The organism is Christensenella sp. KGMB01412 (assembly GCF_055522415.1).
Window position 1 is genome coordinate 89,068 of record NZ_JBVFVW010000005.1, and the last position, 12,454, is coordinate 101,521.

The 12,454-nt window shown below is 49.8% G+C and carries 13 protein-coding genes and 1 other annotated feature; all 13 genes read right to left on the reverse strand.

The window, feature by feature from the left end; genetic code table 11:
- Positions 1 to 4: 4 nt before the first annotated feature.
- The 13 genes from ACS5WU_RS09695 to thrS all read right to left on the reverse strand — a co-directional run bounded on the left by ACS5WU_RS09695 (position 5) and on the right by thrS (position 12,434).
- Positions 5 to 1,378: an FAD-dependent oxidoreductase gene (locus ACS5WU_RS09695; RefSeq protein ID WP_302760069.1), complete on the reverse strand. Its 1,374-nt coding sequence runs from the start codon at positions 1,376 to 1,378 to the stop codon at positions 5 to 7.
- Positions 1,365 to 2,261: a 4Fe-4S binding protein gene (locus ACS5WU_RS09700; RefSeq protein ID WP_330697067.1), complete on the reverse strand. Its 897-nt coding sequence runs from the start codon at positions 2,259 to 2,261 to the stop codon at positions 1,365 to 1,367. Before ACS5WU_RS09700 ends, ACS5WU_RS09695 begins: the two co-directional genes overlap by 14 nt.
- A complete protein-coding gene (locus ACS5WU_RS09705; RefSeq protein ID WP_046442747.1) occupies positions 2,254 to 2,412 on the reverse strand; it encodes a CD1871A family CXXC motif-containing protein in 159 nt (52 codons plus the stop codon). The genes ACS5WU_RS09700 and ACS5WU_RS09705 overlap by 8 nt, the downstream gene beginning before the upstream one ends.
- Positions 2,409 to 3,560 carry a TlpA family protein disulfide reductase gene (locus tag ACS5WU_RS09710; RefSeq protein ID WP_302760068.1) on the reverse strand — a complete coding sequence of 384 codons (1,152 nt, stop codon included), beginning with the start codon at positions 3,558 to 3,560 and terminating at the stop codon, positions 2,409 to 2,411. Before ACS5WU_RS09710 ends, ACS5WU_RS09705 begins: the two co-directional genes overlap by 4 nt.
- A 20-nt stretch (positions 3,561 to 3,580) precedes the next feature.
- Entirely contained in the window at positions 3,581 to 4,006 is a 426-nt protein-coding gene (locus ACS5WU_RS09715) for a rhodanese-like domain-containing protein (RefSeq protein ID WP_046442748.1), read from the reverse strand.
- A gap of 264 nt (positions 4,007 to 4,270) precedes the next feature.
- Entirely contained in the window at positions 4,271 to 4,594 is a 324-nt protein-coding gene (locus tag ACS5WU_RS09720; protein ID WP_052740282.1) for a cell division protein ZapA, read from the reverse strand.
- 64 nt (positions 4,595 to 4,658) lie between these two features.
- A complete protein-coding gene (gene pheT / locus ACS5WU_RS09725; protein WP_302760067.1) occupies positions 4,659 to 7,028 on the reverse strand; it encodes a phenylalanine--tRNA ligase subunit beta in 2,370 nt (789 codons plus the stop codon).
- A gap of 15 nt (positions 7,029 to 7,043) precedes the next feature.
- Positions 7,044 to 8,060 carry a phenylalanine--tRNA ligase subunit alpha gene (pheS, locus tag ACS5WU_RS09730; RefSeq protein ID WP_302760066.1) on the reverse strand — a complete coding sequence of 339 codons (1,017 nt, stop codon included), beginning with the start codon at positions 8,058 to 8,060 and terminating at the stop codon, positions 7,044 to 7,046.
- A gap of 26 nt (positions 8,061 to 8,086) precedes the next feature.
- On the reverse strand, positions 8,087 to 8,845 hold the full coding sequence (locus ACS5WU_RS09735) for a TrmH family RNA methyltransferase (RefSeq protein WP_046442751.1): 759 nt from the start codon (positions 8,843 to 8,845) through the stop codon (positions 8,087 to 8,089).
- A 105-nt stretch (positions 8,846 to 8,950) separates the two neighbouring features.
- A complete protein-coding gene (rplT, locus tag ACS5WU_RS09740; RefSeq protein WP_046442752.1) occupies positions 8,951 to 9,310 on the reverse strand; it encodes a 50S ribosomal protein L20 in 360 nt (119 codons plus the stop codon).
- Positions 9,311 to 9,337: 27 nt separating this feature from the next.
- On the reverse strand, positions 9,338 to 9,535 hold the full coding sequence (rpmI, locus tag ACS5WU_RS09745) for a 50S ribosomal protein L35 (protein ID WP_046442753.1): 198 nt from the start codon (positions 9,533 to 9,535) through the stop codon (positions 9,338 to 9,340).
- Positions 9,536 to 9,593: 58 nt separating this feature from the next.
- Entirely contained in the window at positions 9,594 to 10,139 is a 546-nt protein-coding gene (infC, locus tag ACS5WU_RS09750) for a translation initiation factor IF-3 (RefSeq protein ID WP_046442844.1), read from the reverse strand.
- Between the two features lie 110 nt (positions 10,140 to 10,249).
- Positions 10,250 to 10,368, reverse strand: a sequence feature (ribosomal protein L20 leader region).
- A 128-nt stretch (positions 10,369 to 10,496) separates the two neighbouring features.
- Entirely contained in the window at positions 10,497 to 12,434 is a 1,938-nt protein-coding gene (thrS, locus tag ACS5WU_RS09755; protein ID WP_302760065.1) for a threonine--tRNA ligase, read from the reverse strand.
- Positions 12,435 to 12,454 lie beyond the last annotated feature (20 nt).

A 12,454-nucleotide genomic window follows, 5' to 3' on the forward strand; every position in this document is an offset into this window, starting at 1 on the left:
AGTTTTATTTTATGGGAGCAAACAGGTCGTTCAGGGCTTCGCTCATCGTCGGATGCGTAAAGACCTGCCGATGCAAAGCTGACGCCTTAAGTCCCGAATCGATCGCAAGCTTCACCGTATTGATGACCTCATGTGACTCCGCACAGATAAGCGACGCACCGAGTATTTCATCCGTATCCGCGTCGACCACCGCTTTTAAAAAGCCCTCTGTTTCCTTCAATACCTGCGCCTTTGGCACTGCCGCCGCCGGCAGCTTTGCGATGCGGATATTGCGATTCTGCGCACGCGCTTCCTTTTCTCTTAATCCAACCGTTGAAAGCGGCGGATCGATAAAAACGCTATTCGGAACATTCTTCCGGTCGTTCGCCGTATAAAGCGGTCCTTCCCCTGCCTGCGACCACACAATCCGAAAATCGTCGAGTGAAATATAGGTGAATTGCAGTCCTCCCGCAACGTCTCCCATTGCCCATATGTTCGGCGCTGTCGTGCACAGGAACTTGTCGGTTTTAACCGCCCCGCGTTCTGTCTGTTCCACGCCTGCCGCCTCCAGCGCCAATCCCCGCGTATTCGGCTGCCGGCCAGTTGCCACAAGAACTGCGTCCGCTTCAAGCACGTTTTCCTCTCCGTTCCACGTCATATGCAGCGCCACTCCCTGCGCGGTTTGCGACACAGAATGGATTTGCGCACCCAGCCGGAACTCTACGCCTTTGTTCTCCAATATTTTTCTGACCTCCTGCGCTACGTCCTCGTCCTCGCGCGGCAGATACGTTTCACCATCCTGCAGCACCGTCACCTTGCTGCCAAAGCCCGCGTACATAGACGCAAATTCCGTGCCGATGTAGCCTCCGCCTATAATCGCCAGTTTGCGCGGCAATATATCAAGCTCCATCATCCCCTCGCTGGTATATACGCACGGATTGCCCGAAAGTCCTTCAATGGGAGGAAACACCGGACTCGAACCTGTATTAATGAATATCTTTTCGCCTTCCAATACCTGCTTGTTGCCGCCCTCATCAACTTCCACCTGCGTGGCGGACAGGAACCTTGCTTCCCCTGTCAAAACAATTACATTTGGCAGATCGTTCAGCTTGTCAAAATTCTTTTTACGCAGCATCGCGGTAAGCTCGCGTTTTTCCGCGATCGCCTTTTTATACCACTGCGCCTTTTCCTCAAACGTGCTCCCCTTGCTAAGCGCAGCGAAACGCGCATTTTTGATCAGTGATTTTGAAGGGATACAACCGACGTTGATGCACGTCCCTCCATACATCCGATCCGACCTCTCGATCATCGCGACCGTATCTCCCCGCGCGGCAAGTTTTCCTGCCAGCGTTTTTCCGCCTTTGCCAAATCCAATGATAATTGCGTCAAATTTCTTCATTCGTAATCCCCTTTCTTTCCCTTGTCCACTTCTCAAACGTAGAACAGATCGCGCCATTTGGACAGGCTTTTTTGCACGCTCCGCAACGAATACATTCCGGGCTGTTCGGCTGCTCGAATACCGGAATGTCGAGCTTGCACGCCTTTTTGCATGCGCCGCATTTCGTACACTTTTCCTCATCCACGATCAGCCGATACAGCGAAACCTTGTTGAATAACCCGTATACCGCCCCAAGCGGGCACAAATACCGGCAGAATGGCCTGTATACGGCAATGGACAAAAACACCAATACCACGAGTATCCCGATTTTCCAAGCAAACAATCCCCCGGCGGCATCCTGCAATCCCGGATCGGCCGCAACGAGTGGAATCCCCGCCATAAGCGTTCCCGAAGGGCAGATGTATTTGCAGAACCACGGCTGTCCCTGACCTATAATATCGGTCACAAGCAATGGCAGGAGAATCACAAACCCGACTAAAATACCGTATTTCAGGTATTTCAGCCAACGGTCCCCCGGCAGCTTGCGTAATTTTTTGACAAAGGGTATTTTATGGATCGCATCCTGCAAAAGTCCAAACGGACATAACCAGCCGCACACCAGTTTGCCAATGAGGGCGCCCACAAATATCAAAAAGCCTGCAATATAGAATGTAAATTTAAAATCCCTGCTGCCAAGGACAGCCTGCAATGCTCCGATTGGGCATGAGCCTATCGCTCCGGGACAGGAATAACAATTCAATCCCGGTACGCACACGGCCTTGGATGCGCCAGTGTAAATCGTCCCGTTCGTAAAGCCCGTCATATATCCGTTTGTCACCAATGTGAAGGCAACCTGCACGACGTGCCTGATATGGCTGCCAATCCAAATAAACAGCTTACCCAATTCCAATACACTCCAGGCAAATATTAACCGCTTTGGTCAGTACAACAAACGCTTCGCCACGCAAAACGCCAATTACAATAAATACGGCCCCAACGGCTGCCAGCAATATCCAGATTTTGTTGCCGGTTTTTACCGTGGTATTCGTATTCATCCGCAGCACCCGCTGTTGACGTCCGTAAGCGCGTCGTCGATCCACGCGCTCCACTCTTTTACGTCGCTGCCTGCTGCAAGCGGCTTGCCAACTACGCTACCCCACGGTGCAATCGCCAGTACAAGCGGCTCATCACCAAGGATATATCCGGCCAACTCCTGCGTGGGCTTCAACTGCGGAAAATCCGCCCTCGCATGATTGGCTGTTTCCTTTATTTCTGTTTCCTTACCATCTGCATTCAATACAAATCCAATTCCATTGATCGCTGTACTGCCCTTCAGGTATTCCTGCATTTTTTGCAGCGCCTGTGCGTTTCCTTCCCAGGCCGGATCCCATACAAGCGCAAGCGTGAGCTGTGTGCCCTCGTTCAGTATCTGGTCTGTAACGGTATTTCCATCCATATCTGTCGTTGTAAACTCATAAAAAATCGGTGCGTTGATCATAGCAGTTTCCCCGCTGATGTTACTGCTAACCCCGGCAGCCTGCTGCGCATCCTCCTTTTGAGGAGCTTGTGCGGCATCTGTATCCGGCATCGATGCAAGCAGTCCGTCTATGATCTCCTGCCATTTTTCCTTGGAACGCGCGCCCATATAGGATTCCCCGACCTGGTTGCCGTTTTCGTCGACAAAAACGGTTTCCGGGACAGCCGTGACATTTTTCAGCTTCGCATCGATCAAATCCTGAGACGGAAGAATATGCGTATAATCCGCTCCCGTTTTTTCTGCGATCTCATTGACAAGGTCTACCTGTTCCTGGGAAATACTGCCATCCTGATTGAGGACGTCAATCGGCATTCCAACAACCTGAAACCCTTTGTCTTTATATTCCTTGTTGAGTTCGCCAAGCTCAGGCATTTCGTTCAGGCATGGCCCGCAGTAGGTTGCCCATATATTAACCATCGTAAGCTTATGCCCGGAAAAAATATCCTGCGTCACATCATTTCCATTGGAATCCACAGCCGTGAACTGATTGAAAAGCTCCGTTACCTGCGGTGCTGACGACGCTTGCAAATCCTGCGCAGGCGTTTGCGGCGAAGCTTCGCTTTCTGTTTTCACTTCCGCTTTTGGCGCGGAAGGCGCACAGGCCGTGAACATAACCATACCTGCCACCAAAAATGCTGCTAATATCCATCGTTTCTGTTTTCTCATTACCTTCTCCATTCTGTTTCTCACTCTGTTACAGTTTCATAAGGCCAGTCATTGATGCCACCCATGTCGTAAACATTCCCATAACCCATGACCACAAGCTTATCCGCAGCCTGTTTGCTGCGAACACCGGAGCGGCAATACACCAGTATCCGTGCATCCTTGTCTGGTAGTTGTTCCGGTTCCTTGTCTGTTATCTCCTCATTTGGAATGTTGATTGCTCCTTCAATATGTTCTTGTGCATATTCTTCCGGGGTTCGTACATCCACAATGATCATGCCGCTGTTTTCCTCTATTTTTTGTTTCGCCTCTTCCGCTGATATTTTGTGATATGCCCCTGCCGCCTGCATTGATTCCGACTCCTCCTTTTTGGAAGATGGCGCACAGGCTGCTAAACCAGTTGTCATAAGTGCGCCTGCAAGGATTAAAAACAGGAATTTACTTTTCATCTGGAAACCTCCATAACTGTAAACTTAATTTTATCAGTTTAATGTAATTATAATTATATCAGTTTGTTATGTCAAGTCCCGAATGAAAAAAGTAAAATTTTTGTGCTCGACATAAAATATACTCTATTATCATAACCAAATCAAAACGCCAATAAAGTATTTTTTATCTGTTTAATTGTCTCTGTAAATAACAAAAAAACGCAAAAAGCAGGATGAAAGTCATCCTGCTTTTGTTTCAATTCCAACCGCCTGATTGCCAACCGCTCAGCGATGATAAGGATTATTCCGGTTCGCCTGATTGCCGGAAGAGGGCGATGGCTTTTCGTACTTTTCCAAATCCTTTTTCGCCTTTTCCAGTTCCTTTTTGGCTAGCTCCAACTGATCAAACAGCTTCATATATTCATCAGCAATATTGATGGAAGTAAGCATGGCAAGCTGCATATTATTCAGGTCCGGATTTCCCTTTTTGATCTCGTCCAGTTTACTGTTCACCTTAAGTGCAACCCTGTGGATATATTCCGCGCTGTCCGTACCGCAGATCGTATATTCTTTTCCGCCGATACTGACTATTGTTTTTATTTTTTCCATGCGTCACACCGCCTTACTCCATTTTTTTTATTATACAACATTGATGCTCTTTGCACAACCGCTTTTAACGGAGCTGCGCGCCAAAATCCTTTTCCAGTGCCTTTAATATTTTCTTCATCACCGCTTCAACTTCTTCATCGGTGAGCGTCCCCTCCGGGCTGCGCATCGTAATTGCATAAGCTACGCTTTTCCTGCCGGCGCCAATCTGCTCTCCGCTGAACACGTCGAACAACTCGATTTTTTCAATCCGTTTGCCCCCTGCGTCTTTCATGACAAGCATCATGTCGCCCGCGCCCGTCTCCTCATCCACAATTACGGCAATATCGCGCGTAGCTGCGGGATATTTGGGAAGCTGCACAAACTTGATCTCCGGCTTGCTGATCGCGAATAACTTCTCAAGATCGATTTGCGCGATTACCGCTGGCTGAGGCATCTCAAATAGTTTCATCGTATCGGGATGCACGCTGCCCATAACGCCTATTTTTTCATCTCCAACATAAATATCTGCGGAAATGCCCGGATGCAGATACGGCGTCTGTGCACGCCTGCAAAGTATATCCTTTCCACAGGTTAACGCGACAATGTTTTCCACGATTCCCTTCAGGTCGTAAAAATCCTTCCCGCCGCTTTGCGCAAGCACCATGATCGGTACTTCCTTCGGCAACGCTTCTCCCTCCTGCGGGAAATACCCGCGGGATATTTCATACAACTGAAGATCGTCGTTTTTGCGGTTCTGGTTCATGGCTACCACGCCGAGCATATGCGGCACGAGCGTCGTACGCATAAGGGAAGTATCGTCACCGAGCGGATTGATAATTTTGACGCTTTGCGGTACCTCTACACCTATTTTTGCATAATCCTGCGGTCCGGTAAACGAATAGGTAATACATTCCAAAAATCCGTTGTCTCTGAGGTAATCCCTCAGCAGGTCCGTTTTGCTTTCGAATTCCGACACCCTTCCGCGGCGCATCTCGATGTTTGCGTCTGTCTCCGGGATATTATCATATCCGTACATACGCGCAACTTCCTCTGCAATATCTGCGTCGCCGTAAATATCCGAACGGAAGGTCGGCACTGTGCATACCAGTTCGTCTCCGATGAGGCCCGTCTGGATAAACACGCGGTTCAGGAGCTGCTGCATGGTTTTTGCGGAGAGGTTCGTCCCCAGCTTTGCGTTGATCCTGCCTGCGCCCACCTTGATGACCTTTTGCTTCAGATCTTCGCTCAAAACGTCGATCATACCCTGCGCAACCGTTCCCGCGCCAAGCTCGTCTATCAGCGTAAGCGCACGCTGCATCGCAAACATGGAGGTTGCCGCATCCACGCCCTTGGAAAAACGCATAGAGCTTTCCGTCGCGAGACCAAGCCCGCGCGAGGTCTGGCGGATATTACCGTACATAAACTTCGCCGATTCGAAAATAACCGTTTTCGTCTGCTCTGTGATTTCCGAATCCAGTCCGCCCATCACACCCGCAACGCCAATCGGCCCGTCATTATCGCAAATGAGCAGCATATTTTCCGTGAACGTACGTTCCTTGTCGTCGAGCGTTTTCATCTTCTCGCCGTTCCTGGCGCGGCGCACGATGATTTTTTCGCCGCGGATCTGCGCCGCGTCAAACGCGTGCATCGGCTGCCCTGTTTCCAGCATCACAAAATTCGTGATGTCAACGATATTATTGATCGGACGTATTCCCGCCTCGCGCAGGCGGATACGCATCCACTCGGGCGACGGCCCGATCTTCACATCCGTCACGCCGGCTGCCACATAACGTGTGCAAAGGTCCTTTGCCTGTACGTCCACGCTGACCATATCTTCTGTTTTCCGGGCGCTCTGTTCATACTTTATCTCAGGCAAATGAAAACTCACCTCGTCCGCGGCAGCCGCTTCACGCGCCGTACCGATGATGGACAGGCAATCAGGCCGGTTTGCACCCACCTCGAAATCGATTATCGCGCCCTTTAGGTTCAAAAGCTCGCGGACGTCCATTCCAACCTGTGGTTCCCCCTGCAAGATCATGATGCCATCTACGCCTGCACCCGGATAATCCTCTTCTTTCAGGTTCAGTTCCCCGCCGGAGCACAGCATTCCAAACGATTCCACGCCGCGTAGCCTGCCTTTTTTGATCGGTCCCGCCGGAAGCATGGACGGCGCTTTTGCAACCGGGATATACGCCCCTTCAAATACGTTGTCCGCGCCCGTTACGATCTGCAGGAGCTCTTCGTCTCCTACGTCGATCATACAAATTTGCAGCTTATCCGCGTCAGGATGCTTCGTGATCTTCTCGATCTTTCCCACAACAACATTTACAATATCTTCCCCCAGCAGGACGATTTCCTCCACACCGTTTCCGGTCATGACCATCTTATCCGCCAGAGTCTGTACGTCTGATTTTACATCTGCATAATCGCAGATCCATCTATATGGTGCCAACATTTCTTTTGCCCTCCCTTATACGAACTGGCGCAGGAAACGCGCGTCGTTTTCATACAGCAGGCGGATATCCGTGATGCCGTATTTGGTATTTGCAAGACGGTCGATACCCATTCCGAACGCAAATCCGGAATATTCCGTGGGATCGATTCCGCAATTTTCAAGTACCACAGGGTTCACAAGGCCGCAGCCAAGCACTTCGATCATACCCGCACCCTTGCATGCGCCGCAGCCCTTGCCGCCGCATACCGTACACGTAACGTCCACCTCGGCGGACGGCTCTGTGAACGGGAAAAAGCCCGGACGAAATTTTGTTTTGACGTTTTCCCCATAAAAGTTGCGGATAAACGTATTGATCGTTCCCTTTAAATCGGAAAAGCGAATGTTCTTTCCAATGACAAGCCCTTCCATCTGCATAAATACAGGCGAATGCGTTGCATCCACATCGTCCGTACGGAACACACGTCCCGGGCATACCATGCGGATCGGCGGTTTTTGGGTAAGCATTGTGCGTACCTGCACTGGCGACGTATGCGTCCTTAGAACCACATCCTCGCTGACATAAAACGTATCCTGCATATCGCGCGCCGGGTGATTTTTGGGGATATTCAAAAGCTCGAAATTGTATTCGTCGAGCTCTACCTCCGGTCCTTCGGTTACATCAAAGCCCATAGAGAGGAAAATGTCCCTTACCTCGTGATAGACCTGCGTGAGCGGGTGCAGCGCGCCCGGCTTTTGCGCCCGGCCTGGAAGCGTGATATCGATGCGCTCCGCTTTTAATTTCTGCTCGCTTTCCTGCCGTGCGATCTCCTGTGCCGCACGCAGGAGCGCATCCTCCACACTCTTTCTTGCCGCGTTAACCGCCTGCCCAAATGCGGGGCGCTCATCCGGGGCAAGGCCGCCCATCTGCTTCATCAGCATGGTGATTCCGCCTTTTTTGCCAAGATACTTGACACGGATATCGCTTAGCTGCGTACTTGTTTGCGCACTGCCGATTTCCGCAAGCGCATCGTTTACTATTTGCTCGCTTACCATTCTCTTTTCCTTTCATCTATTGAAACTTAAATTAAATTTTTTCTTACATCATATAACATTATACCCGCGGCAACGCTTGCATTCAAGCTTTCCGCCCGCCCGTAAATTTCAATTTTATACAAATCGTCCGACGCTTCCCTGACCTGCGCAGAAATGCCGCGCGCCTCGTTGCCGATGACAACGCACGCCCGTCCGATCTGCGCCGGAAGCTCGCTGCTTCCCTCCAGGCACCCGGAAATTACCTTCACTCCCGTTTCGCGTAACCGTGAAAGCGCCTCCATAAGATCGCACACCTCTATGGGCAGATGGAACGTACTGCCCATTGCTGCGCGCTGCGCCTTTGGGCCGTACAGGTCAGCGCTGTTTCTGGAAATAAAAACGCCATCCGCCCCCGCGGCGTCTGCCGTACGAATAATCGTGCCAAGATTTTTAGGATCATTGATATCGTCCATCGCTACATAAAAATTCCCATCATAATCCGGAAGGTTTTCCTGCTTTTTGAGGCAGGCAATCTCCTTTGGTGGTGATTTTGTGTCTGCAATTTGCTGTATTATTTCATATGGTACAGCTATCAGGTCAATTCCTTTATGGCGTGCAAAGCCCGCTGTAATGCTATTTTTGTCGGAGACAAGGATGCACTCGATTTCCTGCCCGTACCGGACTGCCTCCTCAATGGTCTTGCTGCCTTCAACAATGTATTTGCCCTGATCATCCCTTCCTTTTTTTCGTTTTAAGGACTTGAGCATCTTAATATATTCGTTGGAATGGCTTTTAATTTCCTTCATTCAGCTTCACCGCCTCGTTGACTGCGCCAGTTTACCTCAGGCCTCCCTGCCGTGCATAAAAAAGGGGATAGTACCAGCCTATCCCCTAACCGTCATTTTTACTGCTTATGCCTGAACCTTTTTCTTTGCTGTTTCCGCAAGCTGTTTGAATCCAGGTTTATCATTGACCGCCATATCAGCCAGTACTTTTCTGTTCAGATCGATCCCGTTTTGTTTGAGACCGTTCATAAACTGCGAATAGCTGATACCGTTCTGCCGCGCTTCTGCGTTGATACGCACAATCCACAGGCGGCGCATATCGCGCTTTTTGAGCTTTCTGCCTGTGTAGGCATAATTCATTGATTTCATCACTGCCTGTTTGGCAGATTTATATTGCTTGGATTTTGCTCCGAAATAACCTTTTGCGAGTTTAAAAACTCTTCTGCGTTTTTTATGCGAGCTTACCGCTCTTTTTACTCTAGCCATTTTTGTTACCTCCTGTTTTCTTTCTTCTTACTTATACGGAATCAGAACTTTAATGTTCTTCTGCTCTGCCGCGCTGATATAAGTACCTTTGCGCAGATTCCTCTTCCGCTTGGAGGTTTTCTTATTCAAAATGTGGCTTTTGTAAGCTTTCGCTCTTTTTACTTTTCCTGATTTTGTGACGCTGAATCTTTTTGCCGCGCCTCTGTGTGTCTTCATCTTAGGCATTCTTTACGCCCTCCTTCGATATAAAAACTTTTCTCTTTGAAACCAAACTAAAATTGCCTTACGCTTTGGGAACAAGTATCATGAACATACTTCTTCCTTCCATCTTGGCATTTTTTTCGACCGCTGCACAGTCGTCAAGCATTTCAAGGAACATATTCATGACGAGCCTGCCCTGGTCTGTATGGGAAAGCTGACGGCCGCGGAAACGGATGGAGATTTTAACTTTATCTCCCGCTTCCAAAAACTTTCTGACGTTTTTGGCCTTAACTTCCATATCGTGTTTGTCTATGGTGGCGGAAAGGCGCATTTCTTTTAACGTAACGATCTTCTGGTTTTTCTTTGCTTCCTTCTGCCGTTTATTTTGTTCAAAGCGGTATTTGCCGTAGTCCATAATTTTGCAGACGGGCGGCTTTGCCTTCGGAGAAATATTAACGAGATCAAGCCCCGCTTCGTCAGCCATCTTTTGCGCTTCCTGCGAAGACATGATTCCAAGCTGTTCGCCTTCTTCTCCTACCACTCTAACTTCCGGTTCTCTGATTTGTTCATTGATGAACGGTTCGTTTGCGATTGTATTTCCCTCCTTGTCGCCAGAAAATGCCTTCATCCCGTTCGGGCAATTTTCCCACTTTCCCCATACGCCGGCCCTTGTATGCCTGCATATTGCTTTGGCCCGGCCGCGCTTTTGGAGAACCCTTTTCATTCGTCTTCTATCCCGTTTTATAAAAAAAGCGGGCAGCATACGCTACCCGCAATAATAACCAAACGATTGTTTGTATTTAACCTGCTGAGCCTTTGGCGGCAGGTGAGAAGCGGGTAAGCCTCTGCTTTGTTTTACTTTGTAATCATAACACAGCCCCAGCAGGCGTGTCAAGCGCTATTTGCCCCGCTACTCCGCTATTTCCTTCTGTTGCAAAGCAAACTAAGCGCCGTACCTCCATCCGGTTTTAAGGCGAGCTTCCCGTCAGAAAATCACTTTATCCCTATCCTGCGAAACCGCAAGCTCTAAAAATTCATCCTGGGACATATTACCGATCTCGCCTTCGCCGCGTCTTCTGACGGCAAACGTTCCGTCCGCGATCTCCTTTTCGCCCGCAACGAGCATATAGGGGATACGTTCATTTCTCGCCTCGCGGATTTTATAGCCGATTTTTTCCTGCCTGTCGTCCACCGTAACGCGCAGGCCCGCAGCCTGGAGGCGTTTTGCATATTCGTGGCAGTACGCCGCCGCATCTTCTGTAATGTTCATCAGGCGGACTTCCTCGCTCATCATCCACATTGGCAGCGCGCCCGCATATTTTTCTATCATCATGGCAAGCGTACGCTCGTAGCAGCCGATTGACGAACGGTGGATAATATAAGGCATCTTTTTCTGTCCGTCGCGGTCTATATAGGTCATACCGAAACGCTCGGCAAGTGCAAAATCGATCTGCACTGTAAAGAGAGTATCCTCTTTACCGAATACGTTCCTGAACTGGATATCGAGCTTGGGGCCGTAGAAGGCCGCTTCACCATCCGCTTCCTTATATTCAAGCCCTGTATGGTCGAGAATCACGCGCATCGCATCCTGCACGCGTTCCCATTCCTGCGCGTCTCCAATGTATTTGTCCCTGTCGTTCGGATCCCACTTGGAAAAACGGTAATATACGTCGTTCTCGATGCCAAGAACCTTCATATTGTATTTAATGAGGTCGAGCACTCCCATAAATTCATCCTCAAGCTGCTCGGGCGTACAGATAATATGCCCCTCCGAGAGCGTAAACTGACGCACACGGATGAGACCGTGCATCTCTCCCGACGCTTCGTTACGGAACAGCGTAGAGGTTTCGCCATAGCGGATCGGCAAATCCTTATAGGAATGATGCTCCGCATTATAGATCATATACTGGAACGGGCAGGTCATGGGCCTCAGCGCAAGCACCTCGTCGTCCTTTTCCTCGTCGCCCAATATAAACATGCCGTCCTTATAATGATCCCAGTGGCCTGATATCTTATAAAGATCGCTCTTAGCCATGTAAGGCGTTTTGGTCAGCACATATCCCCGGCGTTCCTCTTCATCCTCGACAAAACGCTGCAACAGCTGTATTGTCTTTGCGCCTTTGGGCATCAGCAATGGCAAGCCCTGCCCAACCGCGGGATTCGTAGTAAAGTAATGCAGCTCGCGCCCCAGCTTGTTGTGGTCGCGCTCTTCCGCTTCCCTGAGCTGCTTGAGATACGCGTCAAGCTCCTGCTGCGTTGGAAACGCCGTGCCATAGATACGGTGCAGCATTTTATTGTTTTCATTGCCGCGCCAATACGCGCCCGCCGTCCGCATAAGCTTTGGCACCTTCACCTTGCCTGTGCTCATCACGTGAGGCCCGGCGCACAGGTCGGTAAAACCTCCCTGCTCGTAAAAGCTCAGAACCGCGTCCTCAGGCAAATCCTCAATGAGCTCTACCTTGTACGGCTCGCCCGCCTCTTTCATCTTTTCGATGGCTTCTGCGCGCGGAAGGGTATACTTTGTAAGCGGAATATTTTCCGCTACGATTTTTTTCATTTCCTTTTCGATTTTAGCAAGATCCTCGTTTGTAAAGGGCTTCTCTGTATCGAAATCATAATAAAACCCGCTGTCTGTCGCAGGCCCGATTGCAAGCTTCGCATCCGGATACAGGCGCTTAACCGCCTGCGCCAGCACATGCGAAGCCGTATGCCAAACTGCCTTTTTGCCATCCTCGTCGTCGAATGTAAGGATTTCAAGCGTTGCGCCGTCCCCAAGTGTTGTCCACAGCTCCGTGACCGTGCCGTCGATCTTTGCCGCAAGCGCATTCTTGCCCAGTTTCTGATTCAGCTCTTTTGCGATCTCAAGAGCAGTCATCCCATCCTTAAATTCTTTGACGCTGCCGTCAGCCAGTTTGATTTTCATCTTGTTTCGTCCTCTTTTTC